Genomic DNA, 26662 nt, shown 5'->3' with positions numbered 1-26662 from the left:
CAAATCGATGAGATATGTAAGGAATCTGTTTCGTGCGGAGAGCGTCGAAGAATTCTGTTTCGTGGGTAAAGTATGGCAAAACATAACGCAGCGCACGCTACGCTCCATCGGTAAATATCTGATGCGTTTTTCGACTCAAGAGCTAGATTCAAGCGCTAAGATTCATAGTCGCTCTGAATGTCACTCAAAGTAAAAGCATAACGGCTCCAGGTCTGATTACGAATCCTGAATAAGAGCCCTAATTAAGAGCCCGATCCAATCACCTATGAAAGCTTAAAAGTAAGCGTTTTAGTTTACGTGCAGAGAGCGCTGAAGACTTAAGTTTACTTAGTCAGTTAGCCGCACATGCAACCTCCTGTCCTGGTTCCTGCTTTCTACATCGGTTAGCTATCGTTCTTGGATTCATCAAGCTTGGATTGATCAAGAATTGTTTTAATGTGCTGAGGTATGAAATTGAATCGCCGTGTAATTGAAGCTCTGTACTAAAAAGCTCTGTTCTGAGAAGCTGCCCGGCGCTAACCGTTTTTCGAATCGCACCAGCTACATTCACATTATCGTACAGACATTTCTGGATCAGTGTTTCAGCACAGCTGAGAATTGATAGGAATAAATTGGCTTGTGAGTTAGAGACGAGATGATCCATCTGATGGGCCGCTGAATATTGAAAGGCGTCAATCGGAATTGTTATCTGACTGTTCTGAGTGCGTTTCAGCCTTACGGCTAAGACCAGGAGCACATTTTTTTAGTTTTAAAGCTCATCGTTGAATACGATAAACAGTGTACAAAGTAGCTAATATCAAGGGCTATCCAATTACCAGTAGTAGACACTACTGGTAATTGAGGTTACTAATTCATACAATAGCGTTCTTATTTCAGACAACTAACTCAAGGTTTAATGTCCGTGTCGACTACAGAGTTCCCTGGCCTGCCACTATTCGATTCCGCTAAGCACTTTAATCAGATACCCCGAAATGCAGTGTTTCCTGATCAGGCGCCTGCTGTTGAGGCGTTTGTGCTCAGTATTGCTGTTGAAGGTGCGCTTGATGATTACCGCTATACCAAAGACTTTCTCAGTAGCTACAGCAAGAAGAGCCAGGACACCTACGAGAAGTTCCGGGGTGATGCTGAACGACTCCTGCTCTGGGCCTGGTTAATCAAGAGGAAATCCATTGTGGAGCTGCGCAGACGTGATCTTGAGGAATATACAGACTTTGTCGCCAGCCCCAATCCGCACTGGCAGACTGAAACCATAGAAAGGCGTTTTGCGACGGTAAATGGTCTACGTGAGCCAAACAGAAACTGGCGCCCTTTTCGTGCTGCGGGCGCTGGCAAAGGTCGCCTTAACACGAAATCCTGGCAGGGATTGTTCTCCAATCTCAGTGTGTTCTTTAACTATCTGATGGCAGAAGACTATGCGCCGGGTAATCAGATTCCGATTGTTAAGAAAAACTGCCCCTATCTGAGACAGGAAACCGGCATCAATACCGCCCGCCGGCTGTCTGAGCTGCAATGGGAATATCTGCTCAGTTCCGCTAAATCCCTGGCCATGGCAGATCCACAGCATGAGCGTACGCTATTTGTTATCGCCACACTCAAGTCGCTTAAACTGCGTATCTCAGAGCTATCTGAGCGGCCCAACTGGTTGCCGGTGATGTCCCATTTTCATCGGGATCACGAAGGCAACTGGTGGTTCCGCGCCTATGGTAAAGGCTCTAAAGAGCGTGATGTCTCAATCTCCAACGAGTATATCGGCTTTCTTCAGCGCTACCGCATCCACAGAGGCCTGACTCCCCTTCCCTCTAAAGACTCTGCCGAGCCGGTTATCGAATCCCGGGTTAAAAATCGAGGTATAGGCAGTCGCCAGCTGCGGAACATTGTCGAAGTCGCGTTGAATGAAGGCTGTCACTCCCTGATAACCGATGGCTTTGATGTCGAAGCCTCAGAGCTACGTGCCGCCACCACACATTGGCTGAGGCATACCGGGGCCTCAATGGAAGTTGCTGCAGGTCGCAATCTCGCACACGTTCAGGCTGATCTGGGACACGGCAGCATCAGAACCACCGATGAACTTTATGTGGATTCCGATAATATGGAGCGGGCTTCGAGTGCTAAGGGCCAGGAGGTTTAACGTAACGGTTAAGACGTACTCATTCAGACGTACTAACTAAGACTTAATTTGATCTTTATGAGAGCCGTTATATAACCGCTTCAATCCCTTTTTTATCAATGACATTGAGCAAGCGCAAAGCGGCTCCCTGAGGCTGGGTTTTGCCTTGCTCCCACTTTTTAACACTTTCACTGCTCATGTTAAGAACGGTCGCTAATACACCCTGGCTTATGTGCTCTCGCTGTCTTATCGATTTAATTCTAGCTGCTGTCATCTCTTCATTTTTAGCGCTCATGGCTAATGCATCAATTTTACGCATCGTTAATTGATCGATAGTACCGTTGTCATTAAAACGCTTTGCCATTGCGTGCATTTTGTCTAAACGTGTATCAACCATTTTTAACCTCTCTCAGCAAACCCGCTGTTATGTTTTGCCCGATCTGTTTAGCTGTAAAATTAAGGAAGCTATCACCCAATAGTCTGTATGTTTCCAGTAGCTTATCGGGGATCTCTTTGCCTATTTTTGGGACATCTGCCTTGCGCCAGCCATCAATGAAAAAAAGGAGATTATCCTTACGGATATCTACCACGCTCCTGTTAGAATCTCGTTTACTTTGCCTGGGCGAGGGTATTCTTTTTTTGAACAGTCTCCCCATATCCAGATCGCCATCATGCAGACCATTGTTCAGTTCATTAGCGACTTTGAAAACGATCTTATCGTCAAGCTGTGCTTTGACCATGAATTCATCAAAGTCATCGGTAACATATATCTTCACTGATATTAATCTCCCTAACTGTGGTATACATTACCATAGTTTTAGAATAGCAAACACTGTCTTGTAGCAATCTATTTCTGTTGGCTTTCAAAATTTCCAGCTGATTATGTGAATTATTAAAAGGGTTATTCTTATAACAACTGAATTTCACGGGTATAAATCATGGGTATAGTGAAAATTACAGGTGTAACTCCGCATAAATACGAATTTTAACGCCTTAACACAAAATAACCGGGTATTTGTCGGCATAAACATCGAGAGGTTAGTGAATGTTTATGTCCGGATCAGGAAGGGCTTCAAGCAGGGTTCTCATCTCTCTGGCTGGCCACAAGGCTTCTTTCTGACCTTTAACCGTGCATGGACGGTCACAGAGGCTTCTGGACAAGGAATATGTGCCAAGATCGAGAATGTCAGTGCCATCCCAGGTGTATGACTCCAGTCCATCAATCATCAATCGAAGCGTGCCCTGAACTGAGCGGCTGCAATCGGTATCAAAAGACAGCTCACCCATCGTATCGAGTGCCTTTTGAATCAATGCCGCCGGTACTGGTTCTGAAGCCATTGACCTCAATGCCATTGGTATTGATATTCTGCCCGTCGCCGATGTCCAGATAGGAATCACCGGTTGTGATGACACCATCCAGCTCACCTGTCGCATTAACGCTGCCTGGAAGGTTAACAGCCTGGGGAGCAGCCGCAATAATCGGAGTCCATGTCGCCATAGCAGCTGACACCGCGAGCGAAATTAAACTGGCTTTCATATGACTATGAGTGCCTTTGTATGCTGTCATATTGTTTTAACTCTGAGTTTTTTGGGACTAGCAATGTAAGCCGTTGGTTTTTTCAGCTCACAGTTTGAGTGATGGCTGAGTTTGCGTCTGTACGGAGCCGTACATAAGCTGATTTAAGGCGCTTGTGATCTTACGAGAGTTTGATCTTAGGCAATTCATCAGGTCAGGTTTGCTACAAAACTATCATCAACAGGAACACCACTGTGTCGTGGCTTTTGAGGCTATAGCCGTGCGATCACAGAATCAACCGCTTTGAAATTGATTGGGCAGAAGTAAAAAACTCCGCAATTCTGTAGCAAGCGCCGCTAGCATGCCCCTGGGTACCCGTCGCGATAAAGCCTGCAGTGGGCTGGCATTATCGGCGTGAGGGCACGCCTCGCTACACGACGTTTACATGGAGCGCTTTGTGTTCAGTATAAACTGAATCAGTTGATCTTTTTTCAACGGTTTTGAAAAATAATACCCCTGGACTCTGTCACAGCCGAATACCTTTAGTATGTCCAGTTGCTCTTTCATTTCAACCCCTTCGGCGACGATATCCATACCCAGATTTTTTCCGATCATGATGATGTTTTTCACCATTTTCTGAGACGCCTCATCGATAAACATACATTCGATAAAACTCTTATCGATTTTAAGTTCATCAATGGGCAGGTTTCTGAGGATACTCAGTGACGAATAACCGGTACCAAAATCATCCATTGAAATAGACAGACCGTGACCTTTAATCTCATCCAGCAGGGGGCGAATACTATGTATATCTTCAATGAACAGGCTTTCAGTGATTTCCAATGTGATTGATATATTGTCGAGATTATTGTCTTTAATACAGTTGATGAAGTCATCGGTGAAGCCGGGTTCCATCAGCTGTCGCACTGAGATATTGATAGAGGTCTGAAATGACCGCGCCAGTGCAGACTGAATCTCTTTAATATCCTTGAGGGTTTGCTGAACAATAAACTGCCCGATAGCGGGCATCTGACCTGAAGTTTCTGCCACCGGGATAAAACAATCTGGCGCGACAAGACCTAATGCACCACTTTGCCAGCGCACCAGCGCTTCAACACCATAAAAGTCTCCCTGAGGGGTAACCTGAGGTTGATAAACCATAAACAGTTCATTGTCAGAGATAGCGTTTCTCAGGGCTTGCTCAATTTTTACGTTTTGCAGATACCCCTCTGCCATACTGTTTTCAAAGAGGTGAATACTGTTCTTAATTTTTTTTGATTCGTACATCGCAATATCGGCTGACCGCAGCAAGGTGTCAAAACTCTCTCCATGAAGCGGATATTGTGCTATCCCGATACTTGCGCCTATATGAAGCTTTAAATTATTGATAGTGTACGGTTTGGTTATGGTATCAATGATTGTTTTGGCAAAACCCAGCACTTCGCGGGATTCAACCAAAGGCGTCAGCACGACAAACTCATCGCCCCCATGCCGGATGACGGTTGAGTCTCTGGGGATGATTAATTGCAGTCGTCTGGCAAGATCCAGCAGCAGTTGATCGCCGCACTGATGTCCGAAGCTGTCATTGATACTTTTAAAACGGTCCAGATCTAAATATAAAATACTGAATGGCTGGCTGGAGTCATGTATCCAGTTGTAGATATTGGTTTGCAAGTAACTTCGGTTTGGCATGCCTGTCAGTTGGTCATGGGTTGCCTGATACAACAGGTCTGAATTTCTTTTCTTGTCGGCATTAAAGATAACTTTTACTAAAGCATAAAGAATGATCTCAATGGCTACAAATATAGTGATATAGATCATTAACAATTGTGCAAACGCTGATTTAATAACGGCCATTTCTGTCATGGAAATAAGCCAGAGCTTATACGTTGAGTCATATTTCAACGAGGCCAGTTGCTCAACGCCATCCTCGGTTTTGTAGGGTAATGATAGTAGGTGCTCAGTGCGTTTTAGTTCATCGAAGGTAGCGCCATAAGCCAGTTTTATACTCTTCTCAAAGACATCAATTCTCTCCTGTGAAAGCGGTTTACGATAGATTTCGTAGTTGTTTTCACTGCCATTGCTTGCATACTGAATATATTTGTCGGCATCGCGAATAATGGTGATGGCGTACTGGTGATTCTGATCGACATTTTTAATCATAAACCCAAAGGAGTCATCCAGCCGAAGGGCTGCCGTGATAACCAGCTTTACGTTGCCCTGGTTGTCTCTGATCGCCTTTCTGATAGGCACAATCCAGTCATTGAATGGTTTAAAATAGTAGGTTCTGCCAAACATCATGTGATGGCTTTGCATAACCGCCAAAAAGGATTCACGACTATCTTCCTGTTTTAACAGGTTGGGAAATCTGGCCACATCCAGGCCATTAGTGGCAAACAGCATCTGGCCCTGCGGGTTGACTATGGCGATCGCTGTAATTGCAGGGCTTTCCAGAAGTGCAGCATCAAGGATTTTCATCGAGTTGGTATTGTCTTTGTAAGTCACATCTTCAATAAAACGATGGCCTACAATCTCGAGCATTATCCCATTAGTCTGGTAGAGGGAGTGTGTAGAGTTGGCAATCAGTTTGAGGCTGTTTTCCTGCGATGTTTGGTATTGTTTATAGATTGTATGCCAGCCACTATATGCAACTGCGATCAACGACATGGTGAAGAAGGCCGTCAGAATATAAAATATAGACCAGATATCTCTTTCAAACAGCCTCATATGAACTCACCGCCTTGCATTTATAGCTTTTTCCAATCGCATTGATTGTAAGTCTTATCCAGTATGTAAGCCTTTTCTGTATTCTGCGAATTTTCCGCCTCAAAATGTATTTTTCGCAGATAGGAAAAGGTAATGAACTGTCGATCAGACACATACCACCCGGTTGCGTCCCTCCTGTTTAGCACGATACATCGCTTTATCGGCGTCAGAGATCATATGGTTGATGGTGTGGCTGATGCCTTTATCAAAGGAGATTGTCGTCACACCAAAGGATGCTGTGACAGCGATCGTTTCATTACTGCCAAGAGAGATGGTTGCCCGGGCAATCGCCTGACGCAGCCGTTCGGCACTCTGCTTCGCTGCGTCGTGATTTGTCTGCACCAGTAGCACGACAAACTCTTCCCCCCCCAGCCGGGCAAGAATGTCAGCAGCACGAATGGTCATCTGGCTGACATCCGCTATTTTCTGCAGCACCAGGTCTCCGATGGCGTGGCCATAGGTATCGTTAACCTGCTTAAAATGATCAAGATCGAACATAATGAGTGACAGTGGATTGTTATAACGGCTGGCAACCAGAATCTCGCGATTTGCCAATTCAAAAAAGTGTCCCCGGTTGATGAGCTGGGTGAGGAAGTCAGTCCGGGCTTGTTTCTCGAGTTTTTGCTCCATCTCCCGGTGCAGTGTTATATCCCGCCCGATCGCCAGTGCCCCTGCGCCATCATCATTCTCTTCACTGACAATATTGAACATCAGATAACAGTGCCCGGATGCTGTCGGTATGCTGATCTCTACCTGCTGGGGTATTCCTGTGCTGATCACTTTATTGATAACAGAGTGGTAATGTTCAAGGTAGCTGTCATTTTCAGACCGGTTATTGGTGAACAGCGCCTCAAAGTTAGGATTGGTGTAGATCAGCTCTCCCTCCCGGTCATATCGTGCGATAGCATCCGGAGCGTTTTCTGCCAGGCTGCGATAGGCCTGTTCACTTCTGATAAGCTCTTCATGGTTGATAACATTTTCTATCGCGATTGACGCCAGGTTTGCGGCAAAAGAGATCTGTTCAATATCACCGCTATCAGGCGTGCTTGGCGTTGCATGATAGATGGCAAAACTGCCGAGAACCTGGTTTGCAGACCCGAGAATAGGTTCGGACCAGCATGACCCCAGACCCGCGCTGGCAGCCAGTTGACGGTAAGGTGTCCAGTACGGGTGAGTGGCAATATCTTCAACGATGACCCGCTCTCCCAGGTAGGCCGCAGTGCCGCAGGAACCCACCCCCACGCCTATTTCAACGCCGTTGATCGCTTCATTATAAAAGTCGGGCAAGCTGGGTGCTGCGCAGCTTATAAGGTGCTTTCCTTCTGCATCGAGCAACAGAATGCTACAACACATCGAGGGGTTTTCTGACTCAATATCGGTTATCAGGTGATGCATGATAGTGTTGAGTTGATCACCCTTTGCAACCCGTTCCAACATTTTATTTCTTGTCAGGTTACGTTGTTCACTGCGCCATCTTTCCGTGACATCGGTGCAGATATACAGCCTTTTGTTGTTTATAGCCGAAACCTGCCCAGCAACTCTTCTGGTTGTGCCATCTTTGCAACGAATAGTCCTTTCATCGATAAAGGGTTCTGTGAGTCTATGATCGCTGTTTGCCCAATTTTCCCAGCGGGAGATAATTTCATCATGATTTATCGCATCCGGATACGCTTTTGTAAACCAGGTCATTACGTTCGGCAGATCCTCAAGGGTGTAGCCGAACATGCGGGTGAATGCGTGATTAATATATTCTATATTACCGGCGTCATCACACCAGCTTACGCCTACCGGGGAGTTATCAAGCAGGTCTTTGATCTCAATGCGTTGTTTTTTGCTATCTTTCAGCGCCTGTTGAAGGTGCCGCTCTCTGATTGAACTCAGAGCACTCATTGCCAGAGTCGTTGTCACCTGAACCAGATGATCCAGTTGCTTTTCAATCTGATCCTTGGGTATGACCGGCACCTGTTTAATTGCAGAGATATACGCCGCTTTGTCGTAGTTAAACTCTTCAGCCTGTTGCTCAAAATGTTTAAAATCAGGCGACGTATGTAGCAGTTGCCCCATAAACAGGGTGGCAATATGATTACCCTCAATAATAATGGGTGTAGCGTAGTCATAAAGCCCGTTTTTACAGAGAGAGTAGCTAACCTTTTTGTTGTGGGCTTGTTCGAGGAGGGTGCAATTACTTTCGACGCAACGACGGTTTGTTTCTTCGTTACCACGATGAAAATGGGTGCAGGCATCAATCCAGCCAGCCTGGGTAATAAGTCCACCATCCAGGCCAACAAGACCGTTAGGAATACCGGTTGCCTTGTAGTAGCCTTCCAGAAGCTCTGCAAAGCTGGTTATATCAACCAGTTCTTCGATGCGGTAATAATCACTGGAGCTGACAGCCGGGATCTTGTTCATCTGTTATATCTCTTAAAGCCATCCAGGCATTGGTTTTTTCATTATGCACAAACGCGGCAGACAAATTATTGCCTGGTTTCAGTAAGCGTTTGCCTATGCCTGAAGGTCAACGGAAAGCAAGGCTAGTTTGTACCTCTTTCCCTGTGAGTCCTCTCCTCTACCGCTGCTTTTGTTGCTCGACTTTATTTTAACTCATTGTGTCACTCTCTACGGTATAGATGGTTGAGGTGAATCATCTATACTCACCATTTTGTGCATCGCATATATACAAGCAGCCTGAATCGGTTGTCGAAAGACGTTAAGGCTAAATCAGGCCGTACAAAGGTTAAAACCTTATCACGCTGCTTGATGGCAATTCTCCTCTTTGCTTAATTGCTATCGAACTGCGCAAAACCGTTCAATTTCTTAACTTCTCTATTTAAAATGTCGCTTTCGATAACGCCTTCAGTTACCTTTCTACCCGTTCACCCATGCATCGGTAATGGGTCATTATGGAATCGTTAGAGCATGATAGATTTTGCCCGGCTTCAGTCACAATTCACCACCCTTCGTAGCAACAAGGTCTTTGAGTTATTTGTTGTTGCGATCATTATCAGTTCGGCGTTGCTGGTCGGTGCCAAAACCTATGAACTGTCCCCTTTAGCCTCCTCTCTTGTTATCTGGATGGACTGGTTTATCACGGTTTTCTTTTTGTTGGAGATTTCGATTCGCTTTCTGGGAGAGGAACATAAAAAGGACTTTTTTAAGAACCCCTGGAACATTTTTGACACTCTGATTGTGACTGTTAGCCTGATTCCGATTGATAACACCGATATGGCGCTGGTGGCGCGCCTGGTAAGGGTTTTCCGGGTGTTACGGATGATCTCAGTGATACCCGAACTGCGCTTACTGTTGAACTCGCTGATTAAAGCGATGCCTCAACTAGGCTATGTTATCCTGTTGATGTTTATAATCTTTTATATCTATGCGGCGATCGGTAGCACGCTGTTTGAAGATATCAATCCGGTACTTTGGGGCGATATTACTATTTCACTATTAACACTGTTCCGGGTGATGACATTTGAGGACTGGACCGATGTTATGTATGAAACGATGGAGGTCTACAAACTCAGCTGGATCTACTATCTGACCTTTATATTCTTCACCGCGTTTGCGTTTTTGAATATGGTGATTGGCATCGTGGTAAACGTTTTAGAAGATGAGCATGCCAAAATTAGAAAGCAGGAAGCAATAGATGCCCATGAGCCAACCATTGCCGATCTGCAGCAGCAACTTGAGGAGATCAAGGTACTGCTGAAGCAACAAGTAAAGTAGTCGTCGTTTAGGGCTTGGCTTGCCGCGGGATGATTAACTGCTGTCAGCCAGCAGTTCAGCCGCCCAGTCAGGCATTGGATCAATATGCGGGGTTAGAACCTGCTGGCGGATGGTGGCAACCTGGCGAAAGGGATCGGTATAACTGGAGTTATCCAGAATTCGCACCTGATCACACAGCGGCAAGGCTGCGCGAACATTGATTAAGGTTCTGGGGATGCGGCCTTCTACTTTTTCTTCGGGTACAAAGTGACCGCCCTCTTCTACGCGCTGACTGATACGTGCATGGTTAAGCGAGGTGGACTGCACATGAATCAGTACCAGAATGATCTGATAGCCCAGCGCTTTGGCTTTAGCGATGAAATCGATCTTTGACGGGTGAGAAAAAACAGTTTCGAAACAGAAGTTGGCCCCCTCCAGTAACAACTGTTCGCGCATCTTTGCCGCCAGTTGAGCTGCGGTATAGCTGTTGCCTTCGGGGTCATCCGGAAACAGTTGTTTTGCCAGGATGTCTGCATTGACGAAAGGCATGCCCAGCGGTTCCAGAAACTTGCGATAAAAGGTACTTTTACCGGCGCCGTTTCCCCCTGTCAGCATCCAAAGCTGTTTAGGCTGCACCTGTATCTGATTCCTTTTTTATCTGAAACTGGCCATTGAGGAACTGCCCCAGCGAAACCGTTCCATCGGCTTTTATCTGTTCCAGCAGCCCTGGATGGCTGGCTGATGCCTGATAGCGCAACGATACGCCGGTTATACCATCGGTCAGACGGCCACTTGTACGATCATTCTCAAGCGCCTCAAACAGCGCATCAGGGTCAACTGCCGGTCCAATAACCGGCTCAATACGCACCCGGGCAAGGCCTGCGCACACCTGCAGCAACGTATCGGGACTGATGACATTGGCAACGCTGCGGCCTATGTCCGCCCAATATTCAATCTGTTCCGCGGTTGAGCGATGCAGCTGCTTACCGGCTAACGTGGCATTTTCAACTAACTGAGCTTCTAGGCGCAGTGGAGAGTGTGCTTTCGCCATGGTGATCTTCTCCAGATAGATTAATAAAAAAATTGTAGCAGATTGCTACAGAAATACCAATTAAGCAGAGTTTCGCATTCCCAGCCTAAGGGTTAAAATCCTGAGGGCTGACCGGCAGAAAAAGGCTCATCAGTGAAAACAAACAATCAATAGCCGAAATAGAACGGTTATTTGTCATCAGATAAGCATAGTGATTACGCGACAAGGAATGTTTATGGACACTTTTCTCTCTACTACATCCATCCAGCTTATCCCTATTCAAATAGCCGCATCCTGGATCAGCCTCTGGCTGATCATTCGTTTGTTCTCCACCCGTGTGGTTGCTACCTGGCTGGCCAATGGCTTTCTTCTCTCAGCTATTGCAGCAATACTTATTGCCAACCTGGGAACTGAACTGAGTTTATATGACGAACTGAATTTTCGGGGGATTCTGATCAGTCAGATAATCGGGATGAATCTTCTGGTTATGCCGTTTTTATATTGGCTGGATAAGCGCAGATCATTCATTGAGGATGCTAGCCGCATTCCCGAAGCGGCGCTGCACGGCCTGTCATTTTTTTGTGGCGCAGGCGGCGCGCTGTTATCTCAGAAGCACTTTCATCATAAAACGGTGAAACCCGGGTTTCGGGCAAAAACATGGGGCGCTTTTGCCCTCAACCTGGTGTTTTTCTATGCAATCCTCTTTTATATGTCCTGATGCCTGCTTGTAACGATTATCCGCCGTAATATTTTGCCAGATAATCAACAATGCGCTCATGCTGATCGGCGGGTAGTTCATCCATGCCCTGCTCTTCAACCATCCATACCAGCATATCGGTCCAGCGGGACCGGCTCATGCCCTGTTGTTTAACCAGCATAATGGAGTGGCAGCGGGAGCAGACCGAGTACACATCTTCGCGGCCTGCGCCCTCTGTGAGTCCTCCATAGTCAAAACTGCTGGACGCGCCAACCGTGGGGCCATCTGCCGTCAGGGTCTGCAGATAGGCAACCACTGCGTTACGATCGGCTTCTGCACTGATCCCGGAAAAGGCCATATGGTTATTAGGAATGAAGGTGGCGGGAGACGCCAGATAGTGTTTCAGGTTATCTGGCGTCCAACTACCTTCAAATTGCTTAAACGCATCTGAGTATTCAAAACCGGCGGAGGAACCGACCTGTCTGTTTACAACATTCCACAGTGTTGGGCCGATTTTATGAGGTTCACCTTTAGCGAAGTTATGACAACCTGAGCAAACCAGAACCAACTGTTTGCCTTTTGCGGCAAGGTTGGCCTGATCTGCGGCGGCTGATTGCAGCCCAATAAACCCGGACAGCAGGCTTAGTAGCAGTGCTGTTGATATGCGTCTGATCATATAGCGCCCTGTCAGCTAACGGTGACGGCAACCCGATGCATACTGTTATTCAGATAGCCTTTGGGGTTCCAGGCAATGCCAAATGGCTGACTGACACCCATCTCATCGGTCGCTCTTGCCCATACCTCATAATAGCCGGACTCCGGAAAGCTCACCTGTGCTTTGAAGCGCTGCCATGCGCCAAAGTTAGGCTGCTCTCCAAGCTCTGCTTTAATCCAGGTCGCGCCAAAATCGATGGAGATATCCACCTGAGTAATTTTGCGCTCGCCTGACCAGGCATTACCGCGAACTTCCATCGACCGGTCACTGATGATGCTACCGGTGGCCGGATAGGTAATCAGGGATTTAACCGGCATCCGCTCAATGATGACAAAATCTTTTTTATCGACCTTCTCTCCCGCCGCAACAGGGTGCTTTGGTACCCGGTAAGCGGTACCCGTCATTTTGGCGCCATCGTGAACCTGATCACGAATATTGATGCGCTGCAGCCATTTCTGCGAGCAGGAACCGGGCCATCCGGGAACGATCAGCCGCAGTGGCGCACCATTCATCGGGTGAATCGGTTTACCATTCATGGCAAAGGCGATCAGGTTATTGGGGTCCATCGCTTTTTCGATGGGAACACCACGGGAGATCGCCTCTTTATCCTCTTTGCCAGAAAGGTGTTTATCGGCACTGTGGTGGGCGGTATAGACAGCACCAGGCTTGACGCCAGCAGCCTTAAGTACATCGGCCAAACGCACTCCGGTCCATTCGGCGCAGGCAACCGCGCCGTAGGTCCACTGATTTCCACTAGCAGGTGGGTTGAATGCTGCACGGCCATTACCACCGCACTCGACCACCACCGGTCGGGTAACTACCTCAAACATATCCTGCAGATCTTTAATCGACAGCGTTAACGGCTTATCAACCAGGCCATCGATCGTTAGCTGCCAGCTATCTGCATCCACGTCGACCGGAGGGACCCCGTTGTTACGAATGAAATGACGGTTGGTGGGTGTGATTGCATCGTCCAGCAGATGAGCCGGAGTCTCAGCATTAACCGGCCGGTCATTGAGAATAGTCAGACCCTCTTTCCCTTCAATAGAGAACGGGGTTGTATCATCGGCCATTGCAGCAGGGATAAGGCCCTGAGGCATATTGCGGTGATAGGGAATAAATGAGACGCCCAGCAGTGCGGCCATGCTGGTGAGACCTGCCCCGCGCAGAAAGCCCCGTCGGTCCTGATTAGCGACACGACCGAATACCTTCAGATCAGCAGTGGCAGGATCATCTTCATATAACGCGTGTAAGCCTACGGTTTTTTTATTTTTGTCATTCATCTTTGCCTGCTCCGGTTTTTATTTTAGAAGAGCGTTTTTGTTAATATTAATAACAGCTAATATAGCTTAGTTAAAAATTTCACAATTACCTAACTCATCCGAAATAAAAACCAGACAGACAAAAAAGCGCTGAAAAGATCAGCCTCAGAGCGTGCTCATTTACTCTGAGTGTTGCTGGCGAATCACTTTTTTATTGAGTTTACCAACACTGGTTTTCGGTATCTCTGTGACGAAACTGACTTTTTCAGGTATAGCCCATTTATTGATTCGACCACTCTCAACAAACTGCATTAGATGGGCCTGAACCGATGCTGCATCAACCTTTGCACCGGAGACCGGAACAATCAGCGCAAATGCCCGCTCGCCCCATTTTTCATCGGGAACACCTACCACCGCGACTTCTGCTACCTGTGGGTGCTGACTGATCAGGCTTTCCAATTCAATTGATGAGATCCATTCGCCGCCGGTTTTGATGACATCTTTAATTCGGTCTTTAATCTCCAGTACGTTATCCTGATCCATTGACGCCACATCACCGGTATGCAACCAGCCGTTTTGCCAGAGTTCAGCCCCTTTTTCGGGCTCTTTGTAATAGCCCTGGGTCAGCCAGGGAGCGCGCACCACAACCTCACCCACCGCTTCGCCATCATGGGCAACATCGTTTCCTGCAGGGTCTACGATGCGCAGATCCACCATCGCGTTAGGGATCCCCGTTTTGATTCGCAGGGGCATCTGATCGATCATATCCAGCTCACGAGCCGTCGGAGGCAGATAGGTTGTGGTTAACAGTGGGCAGGTTTCGGACATACCATAGGCGGTGTGGAAGAGAATCCCTTTTTCGGCCATCTGCTGTGCCAGGGCCAGTGTCGGGGCGCTGCCGCCAGTGACCATTTTCCAGCCAGTCATATCAGTGGTTTTAGCCTCTTCACAGTTGAGAATCATCTGTAATACCGTCGGTACTCCATGTGAGAAGGTGACCTTCTCTTCACGATAAAGCTTCACCAGTTTATTGGGTTCATAACGTCCCGGATAAACCTGTTTAACCCCCAACAGCGTCGCGATATAAGGCACGCCCCAGGCGTGCACGTGAAACATCGGTGTCATCGGCATATAGACATCATCAGAACGCAGCATCGGCTGACCATCATAAAGTCCCAGGGTCGCTGCACCGTTCAGGGTATGCAACACCAACTGGCGATGAGAGAAGTACACCCCTTTGGGATTACCGGTGGTACCGGTGGTGTAAAACAGTGTCGCGACTGAGTTTTCATCGAAATCAGGGAATTCATACTGGTCGCTGGCGTCTTGCAGTAACGCTTCATATTCACCAAAAGTGTTCAGGGATGTTGTTACCGGCTGTTTTTCGTCGGATAGCTGAATATAACCACTGACTTTGGGTAGCTCTGCGGATAATTGCTCGGCAATGGCGACAAAATCATCATGAACCAGCACTAGCTTATCGTCTGCATGGTCCATGGTGTAATGGATCTGATCAGGGCTAAGACGCACATTGACATGGTGCAGAATAGCGCCAATCATCGGCACGGCGAAGTAGGCTTCCAGGTAGCGATGGCTGTCCCAATCCATTAACGCCACGGTGTCTCCCGCTTCCACTCCGGCATTTGTTAAAACGTTCGCCAGTTTGCAGATGCGCTGATAGAGGGTGCGATAGTTATAGCGGAACAGATCGCTGTAGACGATCTCCTGCTCAGGCTGATATCGCTTGCCCGATAGCAACAGGTTTTTGATTAACAGTGGGTATTGGTAGGCATTAACAGCAGGTTCAATTATTTTTGTTTTCATTGTTGTTCCTTGGGTTAAAAAATACGTCCTTCTGACGCATGACTCCATTGCAGGCTTTGCATTTTACGTCATCATCATCGTCAAAGATCCGAACCTTTCTCGCTCCGTGACGCAACCTTATGATGCTTCCTAAGGTTCTGATTGATAGACATTTATAACTGTTTTTATAAGCCCTGTTTATAGGTTCTTTGAAGATAGAGTATAGTCAGTGAACAGGCAAGTTCAGACTTTCGGCAAAACAGGCTCAGGAGCCTTGCGTTCAGGGTATTCAGATATCTGTCACAAATGCGTCACAGCGCTGTCACCGGCATTCATTAGGATTCTTGCTCGCCTGCAAAAGGCTTAATGAAGGGCCTATATGGGTAGCTGCTAGCTAAGTGGGCTTTTAAACTGAACTTCTGAGATTTAAGTATTATGTGGAAAAAACTCCTGTTAGCCGCATCCGGATCTTGCTTGTTGCTGGCTGCAAATGCACCTCTCGCGATGGCACAAGATCGTGCTGAAACATTGAAAGTCGGCCTTTGGGGCGACCAGTTTTATAGCAAAGATGCTGCCGAAAAAGCTCAGCGGGCCAGTCAGACCATCGAGTCGATGAATGCCCACAAGTTGAACTTTACGATGTATGCCGGTGACACTAAAAACGGTAGCAGCGAATGTAGCGATAAGGCTATCGGCGAAGACATTATCAGCGTTTATAACCGCCTGAATGCCCCGACACTCTACACTCCCGGTGATAATGAGTGGACCGATTGTCACCGTACTAACAATGGTGCCTACAACCCGCTTGAACGGCTTGAATTCCTGCATAAAACCTTCTTCAACAAAGCCACCACACAGGGTAAAAACCCAATTGCGGTTGAACGTCAGGGCGCACTGGGCGAAGCCTATAGCGAGAACAGCCGTTTTGTTGCCAGCAATGTTGAGTTTGTTGCGCTAGCGGTGACCGGAAGTAACAACAACCTGGTCGTCACTGAAAAACAGTGTACTAAAAAGTCGAAGCGTACTGCAGAGGACTGTGCAGCAGCGAGCGAAGAGTATAAAGCGCGTAACGCGAAAAACATCGAGTGGCTGAAGCAGTCTTTTGCTAAAGCGAAACAAGAGAAGCTGGCCGGTGTAGCGATCATTATTCAGGCAGATATCTTCTTCCCTTTTGAGCTTTCTGACGGTGGCTATAAAGATGACTTCATGAAGAATCTGGATGAGAACAACGGCTTTACAGATTTCTTCAAAATGCTGATCAGCGAAACGCAAAGCTATGATGGACAGGTTGTGCTGATTAACGGTGATTCCCACTTTTTCAAAATGGATAAGCCGATGTACAACCCTAACGGCCAGCTAACCCCCAATTTCACCCGCGTTCAGGTGTTTGGTGCAGAAGATAATAGCTGGATTGAGATGACCGTTGACCCTGCCAGTGAGAATGTATTCTCCTTTGCTCCGGTTATGCTGCACTGAGTTATTGACTCAGATCAACGTTCTTAACTTATTGATAATAATTACAAAAAATAGGACTTTGTCCTAGATACATGACGCGGCACAGACTTTAATATGCCCAACGTGTTCAGGGTGATCAGGGATTTGATTGCGGAATTCAGCGACGTAGCCAGAAGGAATGCAGGATGCAACGGTTACATGGAAATGGATTGCTGATTAAGGGGGCGTAGTACGGATGCTACAACTCCCTTGCCTTTTTTTCTCCTCTCGTACCAACGGTTATTATCAAACAAAACGCCTGCCTCTTTTACTGCTGTCGGACGCTTACGTCTCAGTTCTTATCCTCTTAGTTACGACGATTGATAGCCACAGGTTTACCCCCTACTGGTATCGCTTTGCCCGGTGTTCAAGCCAGCCGTGCTGATGGAGGCCTCTCGGGTCCCGATGAGTCCAGTGAACCACACCGCCTTTATTATTCCACTCATACTCGCCATTAAAGCTGACACTGTCCCCTGTTCTCAATGAGTTCAGGCGTGGCGCCAGATCGATATTATGAGCGATGAGAATAGTGATGCCCGACGACAATTGCAGAATAAAGCGCTGATGACGGCTACCTTCCAGATCGTCCGGTAAGAGTTTGACCACTTCGCCAGTGCCACTGACCTGTAGATTGCTCTGTTGGTTCCGGTACGCCTGCAGGATACGTTGGTCATCGTTTTGAAACCCTGCAACGCTATGCTCAGCTGAACCATTCTGGGCTGGGACTGGAGGCGAACCCCCTGGTAATCCGTTATAAACGATCGCCCCTATCATTACGAAGATAATAGCTGAAACAACCAGCGACAGTTGCTTAGATCTGCCACTGTTATTTGACGTCTGATGTCTCGAAGTTTGGAGAGGTTTCTGAGACTGAGACGACTTCTGGGAGCCTGATCTGCTTCGTGAGACTCCCGCTATCTGCACATCGGCGGCACGTAACCGCCCTTCACGATCTTTTATCGGCTGGTAGTGAATAGTATCGCCAACACGGGGCTTTCGGGGAATATTGCCAAAATCCTGTATGTGAACAAACAGATCCTTGCCACCATCTGAGGGTTTGATAAAACCAAACCCTTTATCATCCTTCCAGGCTTTTAGTGTGCCGGTGTGCTGCTGCATAATACATCCCTGCCTCAAGCGTCAGTAGATTACCGGGTAATGGGGATCTGCATATGAAACGTTGAGCCGACAGCCGGATCGGAGGTGACTGCCATATGCCCCTGATGCTGCTCAGTAATAATGTAGTAAGAGAACGACAGATGTTCACCTGTATCAAAACTGTCAGCTTGCTCGCTGTTGCTGAAATACGGCTCAAACAGCCGCATCTGTTCTTCGCTGGTCAGACCAATGCCGTTGTGTTGAATCTTAATCCACATATTGTCGTAACTCTCTGAAAGAATTATCTTTATGGTGGGTTCAAATTCATCTGCGCCGACTTTTTTCTGCAGTGCAAGACAGGCATGACGAAACAGACTGAGGAAGACTTGCTGTAGTTCAGTGATATAGCAGGGAACCTGAGGCAGGTCTTTCTCTACCTGCCACACCAACTTAACCTGTTTAAACATCAACCCGTCGGACACCGTAATAACCTCTTTGCCCAGGTTGACCGTATGTTCCATGACATCGACGATATCCGCCAGCTGCTTTTCTGAATGACGGTTGCGGGCAAAGGTCAGCAGGTTATGAATAATCTTGGAAACCTGATCGCCTTTATCCGACATATCACTGTATATGGATTCCAGTAGTGCGGTCTTATCGTTACCACCCTGCTCCAGCGCCAGATGGTTATCCGCCATGATACTTTTAAACCGTTTCAGGTCCATCAGAATAGCCTGTAACGGGATATTAATATCATGGGCCATTGACGATGCCAGTTCGCCCATAAATGACATCTTATCATTGTGGATCAGCAGGTTTTCCGCGGTGGTTTCCTTGGAGACATCATCAACCAGAATAACAACGCCGGGCTCCGGGCCATTGAGGGGGTAGATGGTGATATCAAAATGGGACAAGCTGCGCAGACTCTGTTTCAGATGGATGGTTTTGTTCTGCTCAATCGCCTGCTGAATATGTTCCGGCACTACGGTCATGGTGGGATAGGCTTCCCACAGGGTTTTGCCCAGCGCTTTTTCTGCAGAGACACCCGACAGCTCCTCCACCCGCCGATTCCACTGGGTTACCCGGCCCTCTTTGTCCAGACCCACCAGCATCAGTGGCATCGATGTCAGGATATCCTTGATATAGGACTCGGATGAGCGCAGCTGATTTGCGGTGATAACGTGTTGTGCGACTTCAGATTCCAGCAAATGGTTACTTTCCAGCAGCTTGTGGTTTGATTCTTCAACTGCTGCGGTACGCTCCTGGACGCGTTGTTCCAGTTCACTTTTAATGATGGTCAGCTCACGGTTAGCTTTGTGCGCACGGCGACTGTAAATCAACAGATAGATTGCTGTTATCGTCAGTATAATGATCAGCGTACCGCTGCTGAAATTGGCCAGATGTTGCCACTTGGTTTTGCCATTTTCATCTTTAAACCAATCGACAGCTGCAGTAGCCCATGGGCTCTGCAGGCACAGAGCAAGTACAAATAATGCTTGTTTAATCATATATGTAATTAACTAATCCTGATGACCAAGAGGAAATCCGGTCATGATAATATTTACAGGGCAGACGATAGATACGATCTATTTATCCTGTATCGCCTGATCCCGGATCCTGATCTCGCCTATTCTATAGGATTTGGCGTCGATTTCGTTATTTTTACACAAGTGTTCTCAGCGCAGCCCATTATCCGCTTTTTTCAGCGGTTTCAAAGCATCTGACCAACCATTCGATAAAGACTCTGATCCGTGCAGAGAGCTGACGGTTTTGCGTATAAAGAACCGGGAAGCGGGTTTAACGGCCCAAAAACATCCGCTCAAACTGTTTAAGATTTTGTTGAATGTAATCGAGAAACGCCTGCATCGCTGGAGTCGGATGTTTTGCCAGCGGATGCACAACACAAAAGCTTCGACGCAGTGGAAACCCCTCTATCGTCGGGATTATCAACCGTCCCAGCTCCAGCTCAGACAAAATACTCAGCTTTGGCAGCACCGCCACCCCGAGCCCCGCAATTACTGCATGCTTGACCGCATCATTGGAGCCGATCTCCATACTCGGGGAGAAACGCAGGCGGTGTTGCTGGCAATGCTGCTCCAGTGCCAGACGACTACCCGAGCCCGGCTCTCTAGCCAGTAACAGGCTGTCGAGAAAGGCCTGGGGCGTGATATTTGCTTGCAGCAGTAACGGGTGCTCTTGGGGTACAACCGGCACCAGTTCATTATCTAGAAATGGCAGCGACACCAATGGTTTATCGGTTGGCACCATGCCCATGATCACCAGGTCATCATTGTTCTCATTCAGCCGCTCCAGCGCCGTCGCCCGGTTGACCACCTTCACCCGCACACTGATCTGCGGATGCAGATCGAGAAAAGCCCGTAGCAGATAAGGCACCATATATTGCGCTGTATTCACGGCAACTAGCCTTAATTCCCCTGCGACATTGCCCTGCAGGGCAGCCAGATCGGTCTGTAACTCAGACAGTTCAATAAACACTTTATCGATGCTCTCTGCCAGCCGCTCTCCCGCTGCCGTACAGAACAATCGTCTGCCAACATACTCGAATAATGGCTGATCCAGCGCCTGTTCCAGCTGGCGAATCTGACTGCTGACCGCTGGCTGGGTCAATCCCAGGAGCTCTCCGGCCTTACTGTAGCTTTGCAGTTCGTAGACCGCTTTAAACACCTGTAGCTGCCGGAATGTCAGGCGGCCGATGATTTTTTGAATTGAAAGTGGCACTAAACCGATCTCACTGTGTTTATCTATAAGTGATACCTTATAGATAAACTAAAAAATATCAATTTCTACTTATCATAGATAGCGACTAGGATCTGTTTACACACTTACGGCAGTAAGCCGGAGGCAGAGGAGAGTTTCATGATCAAAAAAGTACTGATCGCCAACCGGGGGGAGATTGCGGTACGTATCGTTCGTGCGTGTGCCGAGATGGGTATCCGCTCTGTGGCGATTTATACCGAACCTGACCGCTATGCGCTGCATGTAAAGCGTGCCGATGAAGCCTATTCAATGGGTGATGATCCGCTGGCGGGCTATCTCGACCCTCGCCGTATCGTCAATATGGCGCTGGAAACCGGTTGTGATGCGATCCATCCAGGTTACGGCTTTCTCTCTGAGAATGCCGAATTTGCCCGCCAGTGCGAACAACAGGGCATCGCTTTTATCGGGCCTAAGTCCGATGTCATCCATAAGATGGGAGATAAAACTCAGGCGCGTGACTCGATGCGCGCTGCCGGCGTACCCATCACGCCCGGTTCCGAAGGCAACCTTGCCGATGTTGATGAGGCGTTAACCCTGGCGGACGAGATCGGTTACCCGATCATGATTAAAGCAACTTCAGGGGGTGGTGGCCGTGGTATTCGTCGCTGTGATACACCCCAAGAGCTGAAACTCCAATACCCACGGGTTATCTCTGAAGCAACCAAGGCGTTTGGTTCTGCCGAAGTGTTTATGGAGAAGTGCATTGTTGACCCACGCCATATCGAAGTGCAGATTCTGGCTGATACTCACGGCAACGTGGTGCATCTGTATGAGCGCGACTGTTCTATTCAACGACGCAATCAGAAATTGATTGAGATCGCTCCTAGCCCGCAATTAACTCCGGAGCAACGTCAGTATATCGGTGGACTGGCGGTTAAAGCCGCTGAGGCCGTCGGCTATGAAAACGCCGGTACCGTGGAGTTTCTGCTGACTGGCAATCAGGTCTACTTTATGGAGATGAACACCCGGGTGCAGGTGGAACACACCATCACCGAGCAGATCACCGGCGTGGATATTGTCCGTGAGCAGCTGCGTATCGCCTCGGGTCTGTCATTGAGTTACCGCCAGGAAGATATCGCCTATCGCGGTTATGCCCTGCAGTTTCGCATCAACGCGGAAGATCCGAAAAACGACTTCCTGCCCAGCTTTGGTCGCATCTCCCACTATTACGCGCCGGGAGGTCCTGGGGTCCGGGTGGATACCGCCATCTATACCGGTTATGAGATACCGCCCTACTACGACTCCATGTGTCTGAAACTGGTGGTCTGGGCGCTAACCTGGGAAGAGGTCGTGGCTCGTGGTCAGCGTGCTCTGGATGATATGCGTCTGCACGGCATTAAAACCACGGCGAACTACTACCAACAGATTCTCAAGCATCCTGATTTTCAGGCTGCCAACTTTAACACCAGCTTCGTACCAAACCATCCGGAACTGCTGAGCTATTCCGACAAGCGTCACCCCAGTGAAATGGCACTGGCGGTTGCCGCGGCAATTGCTGCCCATGCGGGCTGGTAAGTTGCTCGCTAACGTACCGAACCGTTTGTCTGATAGCAAAAACTACTTTCAGCTGACCGCCACAGCGGTTGCAGGAGAAACTACAGTGAGTACTGTAAATATGAATCAAACAAAGAAAATTGAAGTCACCGATGTGATTCTGCGGGATGCCCACCAGTCCCTGATCGCTACCCGTATGCGCACCGAAGATATGTTGCCGATCTGTGAAAAACTGGATCAGGTAGGCTACTGGTCTCTGGAAGTATGGGGCGGAGCCACCTTTGATGCCTGTGTACGTTTTCTTAAAGAAGACCCCTGGGAGCGCCTGCGTCAGCTGCGGGCCGCCCTGCCAAACACCCGTCTGCAGATGTTGCTGCGGGGACAGAACCTGCTGGGTTATCGTCACTATGCGGATGATGTCGTCGAAGCCTTTGTTGAAAAGGCAGCGAAAAACGGTATTGATGTATTCCGCGTATTTGACGCCCTGAACGATATCCGCAATATCGAAACCGCCATGAAAGCGGTTAAAAAAGCCGGTAAACACGCGCAGGGAACGATCTGTTACACCACCAGCCCGGTGCATACACCTGAGCTGTTTGTGAAGCAGGCAATTGCTATGCGCGATATGGGTGCCGATTCCATCGCGATTAAAGATATGGCCGGATTGCTGACCCCCTACGCCACCTATGATCTGGTTGCAGCACTCAAAGCTGAGCTTGATCTGCCGATTGTGGTGCACAGCCATTCTACCGCAGGTCTTGCCCCGCTGTGTCAGCTAAAAGCCATTGAAGCGGGTGCTGACCGCATCGATACGGCGATCTCTTCATTTGCTAATGGCACCAGTCACCCGGCCACTGAAGGTCAGGTTGCAGCTCTGCGCGGTACCGGTTACGACACTGAACTGGATCTTGAACTGCTGGCTGAGATCGCTGACTATTTCCGCGAAGTCCGTAAGAAATACCATCAGTTTGAAAGTGAGTTCACCCGCGAAGATGTTTCCGTGCAGATCAATCAGGTGCCGGGCGGCATGATGTCTAACCTGGCTAACCAGCTGAAAGAGCAGAACGCTCTGGATAAGATCCGCGAAGTATTCGCTGAAATTCCACGGGTACGTAAAGATCTGGGCTACCCTCCTCTGGTAACGCCAACCTCACAGATCGTCGGTACTCAGGCGGTCTATAACGTGCTAGCGGGTGAGCGTTATAAAACCATCACCAATGAGGTAAAGCGTTATCTTCAGGGCGGTTACGGTGCGGCCCCTGCTGCAGTGGATGCCCAGTTGCAGAAGAAAGCGATCGGTAACGAAAGTGTTGATGTGGGCCGCCCGGCCGATCTGCTCAAGCCTGAACTGAACAAGCTGCGTGATGATATCGGTGAGCTGGCGCTGTCCGAAGAGGATGTACTGACCTTCGCTATGTTCCCGGACCTCGGCCGTGAATTCCTGCAACAACGGGCGGCGGGCACCCTGAAGCCTGAGAAACTGTTACCGGTAGATGCTGGTAAAGGGGCAAAGCTGGGCCAGGCCGGTGCATCTGAGTTTAAGATTGAGGTTCATGGCGAGGTCTATGATATTGCCATCACCGGCGTGGGTGAGTTTGGTAGCGGTAAGCGTAAGATCTATATGTCTATGGACGGTGTGCCGGAAGAGGTTATTTTTGAGCCCCAGAACGAGTTTGTCTCTGAAGGTAGCAGTGGCCGTAAACATGCCAGTCAACCTGGTCATGTGACCACTGCGATGCCGGGCAATATCTTTGAAGTGCTGGTGAAAGAGGGTGACGTCGTCGAAGCGGGACAGGCAATTCTGGTGGCTGAAGCGATGAAGATGGAGATGGAGATTCATGCGAATATCTCCGGCACCGTTAAAGCGATCCATGTAGTCAAAGGTGACCGGGTCACCCCCGGTGAAGTGCTTGCTGAAATTGAGTAACGTTGTCTCTTGAGAGTACTGTAAATGTACCTTAAGTCCACGTTATTTCACGGTTGTGGGTGTTCAACCCGCCCATAACCGGTTATTTTCTCATCAATATACAACCAAGAGAGTTCATACGTGGATAAAATAGTTAAAGGCGTCATTAATTTTCGCCAGAATGTTTACCCGGAACATAAAGATCTGTTTGGTACCCTGGCCGATGGTCAGAGCCCTGATGTGTTGTTTGCCACCTGTTCCGATTCCCGAATTGACCCTAACCTGCTGACCGGAACAGCACCCGGCGACCTGTTTATCTGCCGTAACGCCGGTAATATTATTCCGCCGCACAGTAATGAAACCGGTGGCATGACCGCTTCGATTGAATATGCGGTAGCGGTGCTGGGGGTTCGTCATATTATCATCTGCGGTCATACCGACTGTGGTGCGATTAAAGGGGCGCTGGACCTGAATGCGCTGAACGGTCTGCCTCATGTTAAAGAGTGGCTGGGACACTGTCGTTCAGCGATGGAGATTGTGCGCGAACGTCACGCTATCCCTCATGATCATCCGGTGGGCGCTGAGCATCTGAACGAAGCCATTGAAGAAAATGTCCTGCAGCAGGTACAGCATATTCGCACCCACCCGGTAGTCGCAGCGAAACTGGCGACCGGCAAAGTGGAAGTCCATGGCTGGATTTACGATATCAAGAGCGGCACCATTCGTTGCTGTAAACACAACGACTCGTTTTTCAGAAGTTTTGATGAGCTCTATGCCGATCTGATTGAAAAAATTGAAGACTAAGCTTTATCTGTGTTCCCTATTTTTGCGCTTTACTGTTATCAGAAAGCGCATTTTTTTACACTTGGCATTTATAAGCACCTGACAGATGAGAGAGATAGTACAAAGGCATTATCTCTGTGTACTCCGTGATCGCTGTGGTGAATGAAAAAAAGTGCTTATCATCCCATCGCAGCAACGCGCCCTTCCCTCAGTCGCTTTACCGGCCGCTCATCGATAAAAATGTGGATCACCGCTGTCAGTAAAGCGATGCCTGCAGCCGCCCACCAGACACTGTTGTAGCTGCCGGTCTGGTCGAACATATAACCGCCAATCCAGACGCCGGCAAACGAACCCAGCTGATGGTTGAGGAACACGATGCCATAGAGCGTGCCCATATGCCGCAGGCCAAACATCTGTGCGACCAGCCCCTAGGTTGCCGGTACCGTCGCCAGCCATAGAAAGCCTGTTGCGATTGAAAACAGGTATACCGTTGTGGTGGTGATGGGCAACAGCATAAACAATGCGATCACCACAGCGCGCAATGCATAGATAATTCCCAACAGGTTTTTCTTTGAATAACGCCCGGACCAGGAGCCAAACAGCAGGCAGCCAAAGATATTAAACAAACCAATCAATGAGAGGCTGGTCACCGCAACAGACGCATCAAACCCCTGATCAGACAGAAACGACGGCATATGTACGGTGATAAAGGCCAGTTGAAAGCCGCAGACAAAAAAACCGGCGATCAGCAGCCAGTAATGCAGATGTCCACCTGCTTCCTGCAGTGCCTCTTTCAACGGTTGAGGTGACACATCATTCTCTGTTGTTTCTGTTGTTTCATCCACGTTACGAAAGGTGGTCGCCAGGATGATCATCGCCAATGCACCACCCCCCATCAGCAAGAGTGCGGTCTGCCAGCCATACAGGGTGATAAACGCTTGTGCCACCGGGATAACCATTAACTGCCCTGCCGAACCTGCGGCTGTGCCCAGCCCCAGCGCGAAAGCGCGCTTTTCCGGCGCAACCATCCGTGCCAGCGCAGGTAAGATGACACCAAACCCGGTTCCCGCAATACCCATCCCAATCAGAATGCCAGCACCACTGTGCAGACTCCAGACACTGTCTGTAGTCGCGGTGATATAGATACCCAATGCATAGACTAACGCCCCGATAACCAGCGTCCGGAAGGTACCAAAGCGATCGGCAAAGGCGCCGGTGAAGGGTTGAAACAGCCCCCAGCAAAGATTTTGCAGCGCCAGCGAGAAGGCAAATACCTCCCGGCCATAACCAAACTCGCTGGAGATCGGCGCCATAAAGAAACCCATCGACGATCGCAGGCCAAAATTAATCGCCAGGATCAGACAGGACGCAACGACAAACAGGCTGAGAAGCTTTACGTGGCCAGCGTTTATAGCGGTAAGCATAAGATCTTTTTCGGTTAAGGCTAATGAGTAGGATTAGGACGATGGATAGAAGAGATTATACAAACAGCAAATCGTCTCTGACAGATA

21 protein-coding genes and 1 pseudogene are annotated in these 26662 nt (G+C 48.6%); 7 read left to right on the top strand and 15 right to left on the bottom strand.

Annotation, left to right across the window (positions count from 1 at the left end; genetic code table 11):
- The first annotated feature begins 901 nt into the window (after positions 1-901).
- A complete protein-coding gene (locus tag Q0499_RS19720) occupies positions 902-2128 on the top strand; it encodes a site-specific integrase (RefSeq protein ID WP_299203284.1) in 1227 nt (408 codons plus the stop codon).
- Positions 2129-2195: 67 nt separating this feature from the next.
- Here the strand turns inward: Q0499_RS19720 and Q0499_RS19715 are convergent, their stop codons facing one another.
- The 6 genes from Q0499_RS19715 to Q0499_RS19690 all read right to left on the bottom strand — a co-directional run bounded on the left by Q0499_RS19715 (position 2196) and on the right by Q0499_RS19690 (position 8798).
- Positions 2196-2504 (bottom strand): helix-turn-helix domain-containing protein, encoded by a 309-nt coding sequence (locus Q0499_RS19715; protein ID WP_299203281.1) that lies wholly within the window; start codon positions 2502-2504, stop codon positions 2196-2198.
- Positions 2497-2883, bottom strand: coding sequence for a type II toxin-antitoxin system RelE/ParE family toxin (locus Q0499_RS19710; protein WP_299203278.1), 387 nt, complete (start codon positions 2881-2883; stop codon positions 2497-2499). Before Q0499_RS19710 ends, Q0499_RS19715 begins: the two co-directional genes overlap by 8 nt.
- Positions 2884-3145: 262 nt before the next feature.
- Positions 3146-3394 carry a hypothetical protein gene (locus tag Q0499_RS19705; protein ID WP_299203275.1) on the bottom strand — a complete coding sequence of 83 codons (249 nt, stop codon included), beginning with the start codon at positions 3392-3394 and terminating at the stop codon, positions 3146-3148.
- A complete protein-coding gene (locus Q0499_RS19700; protein ID WP_299203272.1) occupies positions 3387-3605 on the bottom strand; it encodes a hypothetical protein in 219 nt (72 codons plus the stop codon). Before Q0499_RS19700 ends, Q0499_RS19705 begins: the two co-directional genes overlap by 8 nt.
- Positions 3606-4064: 459 nt before the next feature.
- The gene (locus Q0499_RS19695; RefSeq protein ID WP_299203269.1) at positions 4065-6350 is read right to left on the bottom strand and encodes an EAL domain-containing protein; all 2286 of its coding nucleotides are present in this window, start codon (positions 6348-6350) and stop codon (positions 4065-4067) included.
- Between the two features lie 144 nt (positions 6351-6494).
- Positions 6495-8798 (bottom strand): diguanylate cyclase, encoded by a 2304-nt coding sequence (locus tag Q0499_RS19690; protein WP_299203266.1) that lies wholly within the window; start codon positions 8796-8798, stop codon positions 6495-6497.
- Between the two features lie 507 nt (positions 8799-9305).
- On the opposite strand from Q0499_RS19690, the gene Q0499_RS19685 reads away from it, so the two are divergent.
- On the top strand, positions 9306-10112 hold the full coding sequence (locus Q0499_RS19685; protein WP_299203263.1) for an ion transporter: 807 nt from the start codon (positions 9306-9308) through the stop codon (positions 10110-10112).
- 33 nt (positions 10113-10145) lie between these two features.
- On the opposite strand, the gene Q0499_RS19680 is transcribed toward Q0499_RS19685, so the two are convergent.
- Positions 10146-10727 (bottom strand): AAA family ATPase, encoded by a 582-nt coding sequence (locus Q0499_RS19680; RefSeq protein WP_299203260.1) that lies wholly within the window; start codon positions 10725-10727, stop codon positions 10146-10148.
- Entirely contained in the window at positions 10717-11142 is a 426-nt protein-coding gene (locus Q0499_RS19675; RefSeq protein ID WP_299203257.1) for a hypothetical protein, read from the bottom strand. The genes Q0499_RS19680 and Q0499_RS19675 overlap by 11 nt, the downstream gene beginning before the upstream one ends.
- Positions 11143-11356: 214 nt before the next feature.
- Between Q0499_RS19675 and Q0499_RS19670 the strand changes: the two genes are divergently transcribed.
- Positions 11357-11839 (top strand): DUF1294 domain-containing protein, encoded by a 483-nt coding sequence (locus Q0499_RS19670; protein ID WP_299203255.1) that lies wholly within the window; start codon positions 11357-11359, stop codon positions 11837-11839.
- Between the two features lie 16 nt (positions 11840-11855).
- Here the strand turns inward: Q0499_RS19670 and Q0499_RS19665 are convergent, their stop codons facing one another.
- The 3 genes from Q0499_RS19665 to Q0499_RS19655 form a co-directional block, all read right to left on the bottom strand.
- Positions 11856-12494 (bottom strand): c-type cytochrome, encoded by a 639-nt coding sequence (locus Q0499_RS19665; RefSeq protein ID WP_299203252.1) that lies wholly within the window; start codon positions 12492-12494, stop codon positions 11856-11858.
- Between the two features lie 11 nt (positions 12495-12505).
- A complete protein-coding gene (locus Q0499_RS19660) occupies positions 12506-13816 on the bottom strand; it encodes a sulfite oxidase (protein WP_299203249.1) in 1311 nt (436 codons plus the stop codon).
- A 159-nt stretch (positions 13817-13975) separates the two neighbouring features.
- Positions 13976-15619, bottom strand: a complete 1644-nt coding sequence (locus Q0499_RS19655; protein ID WP_299203246.1) for a fatty acid--CoA ligase — start codon at positions 15617-15619, stop codon at positions 13976-13978.
- A gap of 414 nt (positions 15620-16033) precedes the next feature.
- On the opposite strand from Q0499_RS19655, the gene Q0499_RS19650 reads away from it, so the two are divergent.
- The gene (locus Q0499_RS19650) at positions 16034-17074 is read left to right on the top strand and encodes a hypothetical protein (protein WP_299203244.1); all 1041 of its coding nucleotides are present in this window, start codon (positions 16034-16036) and stop codon (positions 17072-17074) included.
- A gap of 360 nt (positions 17075-17434) precedes the next feature.
- Here Q0499_RS19650 and Q0499_RS19645 read toward each other — a convergent pair whose 3' ends face one another.
- The 3 genes from Q0499_RS19645 to Q0499_RS19635 all read right to left on the bottom strand — a co-directional run bounded on the left by Q0499_RS19645 (position 17435) and on the right by Q0499_RS19635 (position 20929).
- Positions 17435-18211, bottom strand: coding sequence for a DUF3465 domain-containing protein (locus Q0499_RS19645; protein WP_299203241.1), 777 nt, complete (start codon positions 18209-18211; stop codon positions 17435-17437).
- 29 nt (positions 18212-18240) lie between these two features.
- A complete protein-coding gene (locus Q0499_RS19640; protein WP_299203238.1) occupies positions 18241-19698 on the bottom strand; it encodes an ATP-binding protein in 1458 nt (485 codons plus the stop codon).
- Positions 19699-19987: 289 nt separating this feature from the next.
- Positions 19988-20929 carry a LysR family transcriptional regulator gene (locus Q0499_RS19635; RefSeq protein ID WP_299203236.1) on the bottom strand — a complete coding sequence of 314 codons (942 nt, stop codon included), beginning with the start codon at positions 20927-20929 and terminating at the stop codon, positions 19988-19990.
- A gap of 138 nt (positions 20930-21067) precedes the next feature.
- Between Q0499_RS19635 and Q0499_RS19630 the strand changes: the two genes are divergently transcribed.
- The 3 genes from Q0499_RS19630 (at position 21068) to Q0499_RS19620 (ending at position 25172) form a co-directional block, all read left to right on the top strand.
- On the top strand, positions 21068-22483 hold the full coding sequence (locus Q0499_RS19630; protein ID WP_299203233.1) for an acetyl-CoA carboxylase biotin carboxylase subunit: 1416 nt from the start codon (positions 21068-21070) through the stop codon (positions 22481-22483).
- Positions 22484-22583: 100 nt separating this feature from the next.
- The gene (gene oadA, locus Q0499_RS19625) at positions 22584-24389 is read left to right on the top strand and encodes a sodium-extruding oxaloacetate decarboxylase subunit alpha (RefSeq protein WP_299203611.1); all 1806 of its coding nucleotides are present in this window, start codon (positions 22584-22586) and stop codon (positions 24387-24389) included.
- A 120-nt stretch (positions 24390-24509) separates the two neighbouring features.
- A complete protein-coding gene (locus Q0499_RS19620; protein ID WP_299203230.1) occupies positions 24510-25172 on the top strand; it encodes a carbonic anhydrase in 663 nt (220 codons plus the stop codon).
- Positions 25173-25330: 158 nt separating this feature from the next.
- Here Q0499_RS19620 and Q0499_RS19615 read toward each other — a convergent pair.
- Positions 25331-26575: pseudogene (locus Q0499_RS19615) on the bottom strand (MFS transporter).
- Positions 26576-26662 lie beyond the last annotated feature (87 nt).

The organism is uncultured Amphritea sp., from assembly GCF_937127095.1.
In the GTDB taxonomy this organism is placed as follows: domain Bacteria; phylum Pseudomonadota; class Gammaproteobacteria; order Pseudomonadales; family Balneatricaceae; genus Amphritea.
This window is presented reverse-complemented; position numbering and strand designations above follow the sequence as displayed.